The sequence below is a fragment of the Chryseobacterium sp. GTID13 genome (assembly GCF_056172655.1).
Map to the genome: position 1 here is coordinate 524847 of NZ_JAOCMB010000007.1, position 12938 is coordinate 537784.

A 12938-nucleotide genomic window follows, 5' to 3' on the forward strand; every position below is an offset into this window, starting at 1 on the left:
AAATCAATTAAATACACTTGAATTGATTCAAAAAGTTAATATTTTTCTTTTAAAATAATAAATTAATTAAAAATTTTAACTTTTATTTATTTTTTATTGTTATTTTTAAACATCAAAACTAATTTTGCTTCAAATAAGTAACAATATGTGTGGAATTGTATGTTTGTTTGACGCCAAACAAAAGACCGAAATACTAAGACCTCAGGTTTTAGAAATGTCAAAAAAAATCCGTCACCGCGGTCCGGACTGGAGCGGTGTATATCAGGATGACAAAGTTGTATTTTCTCATGAAAGGCTTGCCATTGTAGATCCTACTTCAGGAAAGCAGCCTTTATTCACCAAAGATGAAAAAGTGGTGCTTGCAGTGAACGGGGAAATTTATAACCACAGAGAATTAAAGGAAGAGTTTCCGGATTTTGAGTTTCAGACCCAGTCGGATTGTGAAGTGATCCTGGCACTATACAGAAAATATGGAAAAGATTTCATTGAAAAACTTAACGGAATTTTCGCATTTGCGCTTTATGACATAGAAAAAGGAATCTATCTGATTGCACGCGACCATATGGGGATCTGCCCTCTTTACCAGGGATGGGACAAAAACGGAAACTATTATGTTGCTTCCGAACTGAAAGCGCTGGAAGGTATTTGCAAAACCATTGAAACCTTCCTTCCCGGACATTTTGTATACAGCCCTGACGGAGCTGAACTTCAGCAGTGGTACAAAAGAGACTGGGAAAGTTTTGACAACGTAAAAGATAACGAAACCGATATATCCAAAATAAGAAAAGGCCTTGAAGATGCTGTTCACAGACAGCTGATGAGTGATGTTCCTTATGGAGTCCTTCTTTCCGGAGGCCTGGATTCATCCGTTATTTCAGCAGTTACTGCAAAATTTGCACGACAGAGAGTGGAAAGCGGCGACACCCAGGAAGCATGGTACCCAAGACTTCACAGTTTTGCAGTAGGTTTAGTAGGATCTCCTGACCTGGCGGCAGCAAGAAAAGCGGCAGACCATATCGGCTCTGTGCACCATGAAGTTAATTTTACCGTTCAGGAAGGACTGGATGCTGTACGCGACGTAATCTATCATCTGGAAACTTATGATGTGACTACCATCAGAGCTTCCACCCCTATGTATCTCCTGGCAAGAGTAATCAAATCCATGGGAATCAAAATGGTGCTGTCCGGAGAAGGTTCAGATGAACTTTTCGGAGGCTATCTGTATTTCCACAAAGCTCCCAACGCCAAAGAATTCCATGATGAAACGGTAAGAAAATTAAGCAAATTACACCTTTACGACTGCTTAAGAGCGAACAAGGCATTGATGAGCTGGGGAATTGAAGGCAGAGTTCCTTTCCTGGATAAAGAATTTATGGATATTGCAATGACCGTTAATCCAAAGGATAAAATGATCAGCACTGCAGAAGGAAAAATCGAAAAATGGGTATTAAGAAAAGCATTTGAAGACCTGCTTCCTGAATCCATTGTCTGGAGACAAAAAGAGCAGTTCTCAGACGGTGTGGGATATTCCTGGATCGACACTTTAAAAGAAGTTGCCGAAAAAGAAGTCACCGACGAAATGATGGCCAATGCAAGGTTCAGATTTCCTCTGAACACTCCTCAAAACAAAGAGGAATACAGGTACAGAACTATTTTCGAAGAACATTTTCCAAGTGAAACGGCGGCAGCAACTGTTCCATCGGTACCTTCAGTAGCCTGTTCCACTCCTATTGCTTTGGAATGGGATGAAGCTTTCAAAAAAATGAATGATCCGAGCGGAAGAGCAGTGAAAGTGCATGAGACGAGTTATTAAGTGATGAGTTGCGGGATGCGTGATTCGGGTTTAAGGTTCTAGAGTTTGAGGGTTTGAGAGACTTGATTTATGAGTTGCCGGATGCTGGTTGACAGTTATATTATTGAGGAAATAGTCTGAAATCTGAAATCTCATATCTGAAGTCTTGACTCCTGGTTCCTGGCTCTTGATTCCAAAATACTCTACCCCTATAATTCTATTGTACAAAATTATCAATCCTGTAGAAATACGGGATTTTCTTTTGAATAACGTTAATAATATCAATATAATTTAACTGACAATCAAAAATAATATCTAATAAATAATTATATTTGGACAACGAAAATATCAATTATAAAAAAATGAGAAGAAATCTTACTGTTTTGTTTGCCTTACTATCCATCAGTTTTGCTTTTGGACAGGGGAAATATGGCAAATACTTAAATTCAAAAAAGCTTGCCTTGTCTTACAAAAGCGTGAAAGATGTAGATAAGGACGACTATTATCAGCAGTATTACTGGCTGGTAAAAGCAGAACAGCTTAAAACGTATCCTCACCTGAAAGATGTAAAGCCTGTCGTTTTATATGAGTTTGTAAAAAAAGTAAACCCTCAGAATCCTACCAAAAAACTGGATGAAAGAGGAAAAGAACTCAGAGCAACAGCAGAATTATCTTTAAATCAGTATTTTAAAAATAAAAAATTCGAGAACAATTCAGTTTTGATGTACAACCTTGAAACCTATGTGGATCCGTCCAAAGGACAATACTATACCAAAGTAGATCCTGAAAAGATCAAGGAACTGGTTCCAAAGGAATTATTTGCCTTCAACTCCTTAAACAGAAACCTGGGCGAAGAAAAAACCTATTACCTGTGGATCGATAAGAAAAAAGACGATTTCAAAATTGTAGATATCATTCCTGATGAAAAAGAAGACAAAGCTTTCTATACAAGATTAAAACAATACCTTCCCAACTATAAGTTTTCCAAATATGTTCCATCTGTAAAAAAGGAAACAAATCGGACAAAACAGACGTAGATTACTACTACATCATGCCGTTTGAACAAAACACCGATAATATTGAATACAAAACAAAAGATTTCAAAACTTTCATCTTAAGCCAGTACAGAAAAGCCGGTGACGAATGGAAAGGAGTAGAAAAAACAAAAAAATAATTAAAAAAGTCCTGTGAAAATTCACAGGACTTTTTTAATTTTATATGAAATTCTTTATCTAAAGATCAAACCGCTTCACACGGAAGCTGATTTCAATAAAAAAAATCTGGAAGTAAAGTTACCTCCAGTCTACATCTAATGACAGAAACAAGCCCGCAACAGACCTCTGTAAAAAAAATACTTCCGCTCATCCTGGCCACTGCTATTTTTATGCAGATGCTGGATTCCACCATCCTGAACACTTCCCTGCCTTCCATTGCAAAGGACCTGAATGAATCTCCGCTCAATATGCAGAATGCTATCATCAGTTATGTTCTTACCCTGGCGGTCTTTATGCCTGCAAGCGGTTTTCTGGCAGACCGGTTTGGAACAAAAAAGGTGTTTATTTTTTCACTGGTCCTTTTCAGCATAGGTTCCCTGTTCTGCTCCATGTCACAAAATCTCACCCACCTTGTTATTTCAAGAGTTATTCAGGGTGTGGGAGGAAGTTTGATGACACCAGTCGGAAAATTGGCCCTTATTAAAACTTTTGATAAGAACGAATTGCTTAAAGCCATGAACTTTGCCATCATTCCTGCCCTCATCGGCCCTGTACTTGGTCCCCTGGTCGGAGGATATATGGTGGATTATCTTTCATGGCACTGGATCTTCCTGATCAACATTCCGATTGGCTTTTTAGGAATTATCCTTGGCTTAAAATATATGCCCGACTACAAATCTACTGATGTCGATTTTGACCTGAAAGGATTTTTAATCTTTGCGGCAGCCTCGCTTCTGCTGTCCATTTCACTGGAACTCTTCGGAGATATGCAGAACATTACCCCGGTCCTTGTCGTATTTATCCTGGGATTTTTATTCCTGTACTATTATTACAAACATGCCAGAAGAGGCGGAAATCCTATTTTCCCTTTAGACCTGTTTCAGGTAAGAACTTTCCGGGTAGGAATCGTCGGGAACCTTGCCACCCGTTTAGGAATCAGCTCTGTTCCTTTACTTCTTCCCCTGATGATCCAGATCGCTTACAAGCAATCAGCGGTGACCTCGGGATGGATCATCGCTCCTATGGCCCTTACCGCCATATTCGGAAAATCATCCGTTATAAAAATTTTGAATAAATATGGTTACCGCCAAACCTTAATGGTCAATACCTTCATTATCGGAACGCTGATCTGTATGCTTGCTATTCCCGATATTCATACTTCTTTATACTGGTTTGTCCCTATTATTGCCATATTAGGATTCTTCAACTCTATCCAGTTCACCTCAATGAATACCATTTCCATTGCGGATCTCAGAAATTTCCAAACCAGCAGCGGGAATTCCCTGCTATCAGTTAATCAGCAGCTGGCTATCGGATTCGGGATTGCTTTCGGACTGATTGTTTTAAAATTATTTGAAAGCTCTGATCTTATCAAAGGAGAAACACACAACGCTTTTCGCTATACTTTTCTTACTGTAGGAATACTGACGATTATCTCCGGCTTTGTTTTCAGAAGACTCCATATTTCCGATGGAAAGAATATGAAATCGAAAGAGGATTAGGGAGAAAAGGCTAAATAGCGAAACTGCCAGCTAAAACACAAAGACGAACAAAGCAAATTTACTGATTTGCCTCTTTGCCATTTAGCCTTTTCGCTTTTTCAACTCTTACGAACTTACCACAGATCAATGCCCCCGATTTTCCGCTTCAGTATTTTTGTTATATAAAATTCACATATTATGACAGCAAAAAAAGTAGAGATCGTGGTATCACCAAAGCCTGCACATTTTGTAGGGGATGGTTTTAGAGTTCATAATTTTATCCCGGGCGTGCAAGGTTTGGACATGAAAAGAATGGACCCGTTCATTATGCTTGATTATAATTCGAAATTCCATTTCAACGGTTCGGAAAGACCGCGTGGTGTAGGAGTTCATCCTCACAGAGGTTTTGAAACCGTCACCATAGCCTATCAGGGTAAAGTAGAACATCATGACAGTGCCGGCGGCGGCGGAATCATAGGGGAAGGGGACGTACAGTGGATGACGGCAGCCAAAGGTGTTCTCCATAAAGAATACCATGAAACCGAATGGTCTAAAAAAGGCGGTATTTTCCAGATGGTCCAGTTATGGGTCAACCTTCCGGCAAAAGATAAAATGAGCTGCCCGAAATACCAGGCTATAGAAAATTCAGCAATGAAACGCGTTGATCTCGGTGAGAACGGTTTTGTGGAAATCATTGCGGGAGAATACAAAGGGGAAAAAGGACCTGCATATACTTTCACACCACTCAACATGATGAATGCAAAATTAAAAGCCGGTGGAAAAGCTGAATTCAGCTTCCCTGCCCATTTTAATACCGCTGCATTAGTGATTGAAGGAAGCATTATTGTAAACGGAGAACAAAAAGCAGCTTCAGATCATTTTATCCTGTTTAAAAATGAAGGTGAAATATTCAACATTGAGGCTCAGGAAGATGCAGTCGTACTGATCATCAGTGGTGAGCCTATCAATGAACCTATTTATCCTCACGGCCCCTTCGTAATGAATTCGAGGGAAGAAATCATGCAGGCATTCGAAGATTACAACACCGGAAAGTTCGGCTATCTGGAAGATTAAGAGAATTAAATTTATCTTAATCTTAGATTATTCCTTTTTTATTAACTTTATATACTTGTGTCTGGTGAACTGCAAAGACATACATTTACACTTTATGTCTTTGCAATCCACCAGCTAATTGATTATACAGAAAGAATTATGAAACCTGAATTTGAAAATATTCCTCTTGTAAAGACAGGAAAAAGATTTGAAATAGAGATCGATGGGCATTTCGCCTTTATCGACTACCAAGAAATGGGGCATCAGATTGCCCTGGTACATACCGAAGCAGATCCAGAACTTGCCGGTACGGGCGCAGCCGTTGCTGTCGTGGAAAAAACTTTGGCTTATATTGAAGAAAATCAGAAAAAGCTTCTTCCGTTCTGTCCCTATGTTTTTGCTTACATCAAAAGGCATCCGGAGTGGAAACGCATCGTTGATGAAAAATTTGAAGGATATGACAAATTGTAGCTGCCGGCTAAAATCTATTTATTAACCCCAACTTAAAAAACATCCAATTTTATCATGTCAAATATCGGACTTATCATAGAGGAAAAAGCAGCAGATATAGGAAATTTTCTGGTAGGAAGGCTTCTTCCTTTCCGTGAAAAAAGAGCAGTCGGACCTTTTGTTTTTATCGACCATATGGGACCTTCCGAGCTGAAAGATTATCAAAATCTTGATGTTCCGCCACATCCCCACATTGGATTATCTACTCTTACTTACCTCTTAGAAGGATCTATTTTTCACAGGGACAGCATAGGAAGCGCTGTTGAAATAAAACCGGGAGCTGTTAACTGGATGACTGCCGGAAAAGGCGTTGTGCATTCGGAAAGAACCCCGGAATATTTAAGACACAGCGATAAAAGACTTCACGGATTCCAGATCTGGGTAGGCCTTCCGAAACACCTTGAACAGACAGAACCTACTTTTCACCATATTGAAGCAGACGAAATCCCGGTTTGGGAAGAAGATGGTATTCAGTACAAACTGATTGCCGGTGAAGCATTCGGAAGAAAATCTACAGTTCCTGTTCACAGTAAATTATTTTTTATCGAGATCAAGACAAAAGAGGCAAAAAAAATAAGCATCGGAAAGGATCTTTACGGAGAAGCTGCCATGTACGTACTGGACGGAACGGTTTCCACTGAAGGTAATTCTTACGGTTCAAAACAATTGATGATCGCTAAAGACACCAAGCTTTGTGAATTCGATATGAGCGAAAACGGTACGGTATATCTTTTCGGTGGTGAACCTTTTGATGAGGAGCGTTTTATATTCTGGAATTTTGTAAATTCAGATAAGGAACTGATCGATCAGGCTAAAGTGAACTGGAACGATCAGAACCATGATGCTTTTCCCCTGGTTCCCGGTGACGAAAACGAATATGTTCCGCTTCCAAAAGCAGTTTTAAACAGAAAATAACGGTTAGTACAGAAAGATAAACCATGAAAATATTAGCATTTGCAGGAAGTACGTCTTCTACTTCTATCAACAGGGAACTGGTAAAATTTGTTTTGAAAGATTTTCAGGATGAAGAGATCAACCTGATCGACCTTAACGATTTCACGATGCCAGTTTTCTCTGTGGACCTTGAAAAGAAAGGTTTTCCGGATGAAGCCCATAACTTTTTAAAGCAGATTGAGGAATGTGATGTTATTATCTGCTCTCTTGCAGAACACAACCGATCTTACAGCTCTGCTTTTAAAAATGTCTTCGACTGGTCGTCAAGGATCAATGTGAAAGTATTTCAGAATAAACCCATGTTTCTGATGAGCACTTCACCCGGCGGATACGGCGGCGGTAATGTGATGAATACGGCAAAGACTTTTTTCCGCAGTTTGCAGCAGATGTTAAAGAGACCTTTTCACTGCCTAAATTTTATGAAAATTTTGATATTGAAAGCGGTGTCATTAATCCTGATATGCTTAAAGAACTTAAAGACAAGATAGAAAATTTTAAAAACGAGATTAAAGGCAATGACTAAGGGAAGACTGGAAGCTTTCAGTGATGGAGTTTTAGCTATCATCATTACCATCATGGTTCTTGAACTGAAGGTTCCGGAAGGGAGCAACTGGGCCAGCCTCAAACCCCTTTTTCCAAAATTTCTCGCCTATGTTTTCAGTTTCATCTATGTAGGAATCTATTGGAACAACCACCATCACCTGTTTCAGGCAGTAAAAAAAGTGAACGGAAGCATTCTTTGGGCCAATCTCCACCTGCTGTTCTGGCTTTCGCTGATGCCGATCGCTACGGAATGGATAGGGGAAACCCATTTTGCAAGCAATCCGGTGGCAGCCTATGGAATCTGTGTGATCATGTCTGCTGTCGCTTATACCATTTTAGAAAATCTGATTATTAAATGTGAAGGTGAAAATTCAAAGCTGAAAGAAGCTATACATTCAAAATTTAAAGAATATATCTCGATCGTATTTTATGTCCTGGGAATCGCTGTTTCATTTTTTTATCCCTATATTGCCATAGGTTTTTATTATCTCGTGGCTCTCATATGGCTGATTCCGGACAGAAGGATCGAAAAATCCCTAAAAGAAAATTAATATGGAAACACACGAATATCCCAACGGCAATATTACGGTTATCTGGCAGCCCAAAAAGTGCATCCACTCGGCTGTCTGCGTAAAAATGCTTCCCAAAGTCTACAATCCTAAAGAAAGACCCTGGATAAAAGCCGAAAACGCAAGTCCTGAAGAACTCAAAAACCAGATAGACCAGTGCCCGTCAGGAGCATTAAGTTATAAATTCAATACAGAACAATAATGGCGGTAACCGTAAAAGCAAGTTTAGGAAAAACGAAATATTATACTGAGGTAACAGCCGGCGAAAACAAGATCATCACCGATGAGCCTATTGATAAAGGCGGTCAGAATAAAGGTTTCAATCCACTGGAAATCCTGGCAACCTCTCTGGCAAGCTGTACTGCAGCCACTTTAAGGATGTATATTGAAAGAAAGGAATGGGAGGTGGAAAACATCAATGTGGAAGTTGAGCTTGAAAATTATCCTTTAACCAAAAGAGCTGTTTTTAAAAGAGAAATAAGCTTTGAAGGTATTCTGGATGACGAGCAGCTGAAAAGGCTCCACACTATTGCAGATGCCTGTCCGGTACACAAAATATTAACCAACGACATAGAAATACTAACCAAATTTTCATAATATGACCGAAGTAAAACAAAACAACGACGAAAAACACGGAAGTTTTGAAGCTTTCATAGATGGAACACGCGCAGGACTGATGACGTATACCTGGGCCGGAGAAGAAAGATTTATTATAGACCACACGGAGGTGGAAGAAGCCTACAACGGCAAAGGTGTAGGAAAAGAAATGCTTCTGGCAGCAGTGGAATTTGCCAGGAAGAACCATAAAAAGATCATTCCGCTTTGTCCGTTTGCCAAAGCAAGTTTTCAGAAAAGTGAAGAATTGCAGGATGTTTTAGTCAACTGATGATGATTTTACCCTCAATATACAGGCCTTTCAGATGTTTTATTCTGAAAGGCTTTTTCTTTTTTATCAGAACATAAAAAAACTATATTTGTAAAATTTTAATTGAAAAACTATGTCTCCAGTTATATTACTGTCTATTATTATCGTCTACTTCGCATTGCTGCTTTGGGTAGCCTACAGAACAGGAAAAGGAAGTGATAATGAGAGTTTCTTCATCGGAAACCGCAAGAGTAACTGGATGCTGGTAGCTTTCGGGATGATCGGAACCTCGCTTTCGGGGGTAACGTTCGTAAGCGTTCCGGGAGCCGTAGGAAATGACAAATTTGCCTACCTGCAGATCACATTGGGCTATCTTATCGGGTATATTGTGGTAGCTTACGTTCTTCTGCCTTTATATTACCGTTTAAAACTGACCTCTATTTACGGCTACCTTCAGCAGAGAATGGGCCAGCTTTCGTATAAATCGGGAGCATGGATTTTCATTGTTTCCAGGCTGGTAGGTGCTACGGCAAGATTATATCTGGTGGTAAATATTCTTCAGATTTCCATTCTGGACAGTCTGGGAGTTCCGTTTATAGTAACGACACTGATTATTTTGGCCATGATCATCCTTTATACCTACGAAGGCGGTGTAAAAACAATTGTGTGGACAGATACTTTACAGACTTCGTGCATGCTTTTAGGACTGATTATCTGTACGGTTTATATGCTGAATCATTTAGGATTAAGCTTCGGAGAAAGTTTCACAGCCATGCAGGCAAAAGGCTACACCAAAATCTTTGATTTCGATCCTAACCAGAAGAGCTTCTTCCTTAAACAGATCCTGGCAGGAGCTTTTATCACGATTACGATGACGGGAATCGATCAGGAAATGATGCAGAAAAGTTTATCCGTAACCAAACTGAAAGATTCACAGAAAAATATGGTGACTTTGGGCTTCATTCTTCTTGGAGTCATTTCATTATTCCTTTATATGGGAGGACTTCTGCACCTTTACGGAGCTCAGGAACATGTAACAAGCTCAGGAGATCAGCTTTTCCCTGATGTAGCATTAAACCATATGCCGGGCTTTATTTCCATTATCTTCATTATTGCTTTAATATCAGCGTTATTTCCAAGTGCAGACGGTGCTATGACAGCCCTAACCTCTTCCATATGCATTGATATTTTCGGGATGAAGGATAAGAAAGACTGGGACGATTCCAAAAAGGAAAAATTCAGGAAAAGAATACACCTTATCGTGGCTCTTTCTTTTCTGATCATGGTGGTTATTTTTAAAATCATTAATGATAATTCCATGATTGGATTGATCCTTAAGCTTGCAGGATTCACTTACGGCCCTTTGCTGGGACTTTTTGCCTTTGGAATTTTCACGAAATACAAAGTCCGCGACAACCTGGTTCCTTATGTATGTATTGCCGCACCGGTGATTTCATTTTTCATTGATAAATACCAACAGAATTTATTTGGAGATTTTAAAATCGGACTGGAATTATTGATCATCAACGGATTACTGACGTTCATAGGACTTTGGCTGATCAGAAAGAAATAATAATGATTTAAACGGGCTAAAACCCGTTTCTATTGAATGAATATTCCAAAATATAATTAATCTTTACAAAAATTAATTTATTTTTTGTGAAGGTCATGGGTTCCATTGTATTTTTGCATAAGCGTGCTTTTCCGGCACCTGTAACCACAAACAATATTTAATATGAAATTATCCGTTTTTCTTATCATCGGTTTACTTTTCGGTGAATTTGTAAATGCTCAGAGCGCCATTGATTTTGCCAATCTTGCCAGATATAAAGATGACAATACCACTATTTTAAATTCAAAGAAAAAAGTAGATGTAGTCTTTATGGGCAATTCCATTGCAGAAGGCTGGGTAAAAAGCCATCCGGAATTTTTCTCTGAAAATAATTATACAGGCAGAGGCATCAGCGGGCAGACCACTTCACAGATGCTGCTGCGTTTTCAAAATGATGTTGTTGCTTTAAAACCAAGACTGGTTGTCATCAATGCAGGTACCAATGATATCGCTGAAAATACGGGAATTTATAACCCTGATTTTACTTTTAATAATATCAAGGCAATGGCTGATATTGCCAAAAGCAACGGAATAAAAGTAATCATTGCCTCCGTACTGCCTGCAGCTGCATTCCCATGGCGTAAAGAAATCACCGATGCGACTCAGAAAGTAGATGCTTTAAACAGTAAATTGAAACAGTATGCACAAAGCAACAAACTGATTTTCGCAGATTACAATACCGCTATGCGCGATGCAAAGGGCGGTATGCGTGAAGGTCTTGCCAAGGATGGCATCCACCCTACTCCTGCAGGATATGCTGTGATGGAACCGATCATTAAAAATGCCATCAACAAGGTTTTAGGAAAAAATAAAACTCAAACAAATTCATTTCAAGACTTAATTATTAACCATGAAAAAAATTATTTTCCTTTTCGTATTTATTTTGGCGTCCGGTTTTATGAAGGCGCAGGATTTTGAGGTTTCTACCCTGAGAATCGGGCCTTACAAGATCTTTATGGAAAGAGCTGAAGCTGAAAAGGTAGCAGGCACAAAACTGAAGATCACAGACGGAACTATTAAAAACAACGTTAAATATAACGGGGAACTGATCCAAATCGATCTTTATGAAAGCTACATAAGCGAAGCCAAACCCAATGTGGCAAGTGTTATGGGTTTAACCACCACCAGTAAAAAATTCAAAACCAAAAGCGGGATCGGAATCGGGAACACCAAAGATGACCTGATTAATGCTTATAGGAATCATCCAAGTTTTACCGTACATCCGGCATGGGATGAAAAGGGTGAAAAACGTCTTAAAGATACCGGATATTTTACTCTGGAGGATCTTGATGCAGGAACCCAGCTTTCCTTTAAATTTGTCAACAATATTATTACAGAAATTTCAGTATACCTGAACGAAGGCTGTTAAAATCAGCATTTTTACTAAATAATTCTAAATCCGGACCCATAATCCGGATTTTTACATTTCCATAAGCCGCTAAAAAATTGTAAATTCGCGTGCAAATAAATCAGATATAATGAGTAAAAGTATCGAAGAGCTGAAATCTCTTACTACACAAATCAGAAGAGACATTTTAAGAATGGTCCACGCTGTAAATTCAGGACATCCGGGCGGAAGCTTAGGTTGTACGGAATTTTTTACGGCACTTTACGGAAAAGTAATGAACTACAGTCTTCCTTTCACCATGGAGGGCAAAAATGAAGATCATTTTTATCTTTCAAACGGGCATATTTCGCCGGTTTACTACTCTACTTTAGCAAGATTTAATTTCTTTCCGGTAGACGAACTGAGAACCTTCAGAAAGCTAGATTCAAGACTTCAGGGACACCCAACGACACACGAAGGTCTTCCGGGAATCAGAATCGCTTCAGGATCTCTGGGGCAAGGACTTTCTGTAGCTCTTGGGGTAGCTCAGGGTAAAAAACTGGATGGTGATTCATCTATTGTTTACACGCTTCACGGGGACGGAGAACTTCAGGAAGGCCAGGTTTGGGAAGCATTTATGTACGCTGCCGCTAAGAAAGTTGACAATATTATTTCAACAATCGACTACAACGGACGCCAGATCGATGGGGATACTGATGATGTATTAAGCTTAGGAAATTTACATGCTAAACTTGAAGCATTCGGTTGGACTGTGTTAGAAGAGAAAAACGGTAACGACCTTGAAGCTGTTATTGCCATCCTGGAGAAGGCAAAAACTGAGACAGGAAAAGGAAAACCTGTGGTTATCCTACTTCATACGGAAATGGGTTACGGTGTAGATTATATGATGGGATCCCACGCATGGCACGGAAAAGCTCCAAATGACGAGCAGCTTGAAACGGCATTCAAACAACTATATCTGGAAGCTCCTGCTGACTATTAATAATGAGTGATCAGT

At 39.4% G+C, this 12938-nt stretch carries 15 protein-coding genes and 1 pseudogene; all 16 read left to right on the forward strand.

What is annotated here, in order from left to right; translation table 11 throughout:
* The first annotated feature begins 145 nt into the window (after positions 1–145).
* The 16 genes and pseudogenes from asnB to N4G44_RS21805 all read left to right on the forward strand — a co-directional run bounded on the left by asnB (position 146) and on the right by N4G44_RS21805 (position 12923).
* Complete coding sequence (gene asnB / locus N4G44_RS21730; RefSeq protein WP_474929883.1) at positions 146–1813, forward strand: asparagine synthase B; 1668 nt, start codon at positions 146–148, stop codon at positions 1811–1813.
* Positions 1814–2154: 341 nt separating this feature from the next.
* Entirely contained in the window at positions 2155–2829 is a 675-nt protein-coding gene (locus N4G44_RS21735) for a hypothetical protein (RefSeq protein ID WP_474929884.1), read from the forward strand.
* Positions 2830–2843: 14 nt separating this feature from the next.
* A complete protein-coding gene (locus N4G44_RS21740) occupies positions 2844–2966 on the forward strand; it encodes a hypothetical protein (protein WP_474929885.1) in 123 nt (40 codons plus the stop codon).
* Between the two features lie 138 nt (positions 2967–3104).
* Positions 3105–4508, forward strand: coding sequence for an MFS transporter (locus tag N4G44_RS21745; protein WP_474929886.1), 1404 nt, complete (start codon positions 3105–3107; stop codon positions 4506–4508).
* Positions 4509–4685: 177 nt separating this feature from the next.
* Positions 4686–5561, forward strand: coding sequence for a pirin family protein (locus N4G44_RS21750; protein ID WP_474929887.1), 876 nt, complete (start codon positions 4686–4688; stop codon positions 5559–5561).
* Between the two features lie 138 nt (positions 5562–5699).
* Entirely contained in the window at positions 5700–6011 is a 312-nt protein-coding gene (locus N4G44_RS21755) for a GNAT family N-acetyltransferase (protein WP_474929888.1), read from the forward strand.
* 54 nt (positions 6012–6065) lie between these two features.
* Positions 6066–6965, forward strand: coding sequence for a pirin family protein (locus N4G44_RS21760; protein WP_474929889.1), 900 nt, complete (start codon positions 6066–6068; stop codon positions 6963–6965).
* 23 nt (positions 6966–6988) lie between these two features.
* Positions 6989–7527, forward strand: a pseudogene (locus N4G44_RS21765) (NADPH-dependent FMN reductase).
* Positions 7520–8098 (forward strand): TMEM175 family protein, encoded by a 579-nt coding sequence (locus N4G44_RS21770; protein WP_474929890.1) that lies wholly within the window; start codon positions 7520–7522, stop codon positions 8096–8098. The pseudogene N4G44_RS21765 and the gene N4G44_RS21770 overlap by 8 nt, the downstream one beginning before the upstream one ends.
* Before the next feature lies 1 nt (position 8099).
* A complete protein-coding gene (locus tag N4G44_RS21775; protein ID WP_474929891.1) occupies positions 8100–8318 on the forward strand; it encodes a (4Fe-4S)-binding protein in 219 nt (72 codons plus the stop codon).
* Positions 8318–8713 carry an OsmC family protein gene (locus N4G44_RS21780; protein ID WP_474929892.1) on the forward strand — a complete coding sequence of 132 codons (396 nt, stop codon included), beginning with the start codon at positions 8318–8320 and terminating at the stop codon, positions 8711–8713. The genes N4G44_RS21775 and N4G44_RS21780 overlap by 1 nt, the downstream gene beginning before the upstream one ends.
* A gap of 1 nt (position 8714) precedes the next feature.
* Complete coding sequence (locus tag N4G44_RS21785; protein ID WP_474929893.1) at positions 8715–9002, forward strand: GNAT family N-acetyltransferase; 288 nt, start codon at positions 8715–8717, stop codon at positions 9000–9002.
* 112 nt (positions 9003–9114) lie between these two features.
* The gene (locus N4G44_RS21790) at positions 9115–10554 is read left to right on the forward strand and encodes a sodium:solute symporter (RefSeq protein WP_474929894.1); all 1440 of its coding nucleotides are present in this window, start codon (positions 9115–9117) and stop codon (positions 10552–10554) included.
* A 162-nt stretch (positions 10555–10716) separates the two neighbouring features.
* A complete protein-coding gene (locus N4G44_RS21795) occupies positions 10717–11511 on the forward strand; it encodes an SGNH/GDSL hydrolase family protein (RefSeq protein ID WP_474929895.1) in 795 nt (264 codons plus the stop codon).
* Positions 11492–11962 carry a hypothetical protein gene (locus N4G44_RS21800; RefSeq protein ID WP_474929896.1) on the forward strand — a complete coding sequence of 157 codons (471 nt, stop codon included), beginning with the start codon at positions 11492–11494 and terminating at the stop codon, positions 11960–11962. The genes N4G44_RS21795 and N4G44_RS21800 overlap by 20 nt, the downstream gene beginning before the upstream one ends.
* Positions 11963–12068: 106 nt before the next feature.
* Complete coding sequence (locus tag N4G44_RS21805; protein ID WP_474930119.1) at positions 12069–12923, forward strand: transketolase; 855 nt, start codon at positions 12069–12071, stop codon at positions 12921–12923.
* The last annotated feature ends 15 nt before the right edge of the window (positions 12924–12938 follow it).

Bases quoted from the DNA above. Each gene is read 5' to 3' on its own strand.
- asnB (WP_474929883.1), top strand. From the start codon at position 146: ATGTGTGGAATTGTATGTTTGTTTGACGCCAAACAAAAGACCGAAATA.
- N4G44_RS21735 (WP_474929884.1), top strand. From the start codon at position 2,155: ATGAGAAGAAATCTTACTGTTTTGTTTGCCTTACTATCCATCAGTTTT.
- N4G44_RS21740 (WP_474929885.1), top strand. From the start codon at position 2,844: ATGCCGTTTGAACAAAACACCGATAATATTGAATACAAAACAAAAGAT.
- N4G44_RS21745 (WP_474929886.1), top strand. From the start codon at position 3,105: ATGACAGAAACAAGCCCGCAACAGACCTCTGTAAAAAAAATACTTCCG.
- N4G44_RS21750 (WP_474929887.1), top strand. From the start codon at position 4,686: ATGACAGCAAAAAAAGTAGAGATCGTGGTATCACCAAAGCCTGCACAT.
- N4G44_RS21755 (WP_474929888.1), top strand. From the start codon at position 5,700: ATGAAACCTGAATTTGAAAATATTCCTCTTGTAAAGACAGGAAAAAGA.
- N4G44_RS21760 (WP_474929889.1), top strand. From the start codon at position 6,066: ATGTCAAATATCGGACTTATCATAGAGGAAAAAGCAGCAGATATAGGA.
- N4G44_RS21770 (WP_474929890.1), top strand. From the start codon at position 7,520: ATGACTAAGGGAAGACTGGAAGCTTTCAGTGATGGAGTTTTAGCTATC.
- N4G44_RS21775 (WP_474929891.1), top strand. From the start codon at position 8,100: ATGGAAACACACGAATATCCCAACGGCAATATTACGGTTATCTGGCAG.
- N4G44_RS21780 (WP_474929892.1), top strand. From the start codon at position 8,318: ATGGCGGTAACCGTAAAAGCAAGTTTAGGAAAAACGAAATATTATACT.
- N4G44_RS21785 (WP_474929893.1), top strand. From the start codon at position 8,715: ATGACCGAAGTAAAACAAAACAACGACGAAAAACACGGAAGTTTTGAA.
- N4G44_RS21790 (WP_474929894.1), top strand. From the start codon at position 9,115: ATGTCTCCAGTTATATTACTGTCTATTATTATCGTCTACTTCGCATTG.
- N4G44_RS21795 (WP_474929895.1), top strand. From the start codon at position 10,717: ATGAAATTATCCGTTTTTCTTATCATCGGTTTACTTTTCGGTGAATTT.
- N4G44_RS21800 (WP_474929896.1), top strand. From the start codon at position 11,492: ATGAAGGCGCAGGATTTTGAGGTTTCTACCCTGAGAATCGGGCCTTAC.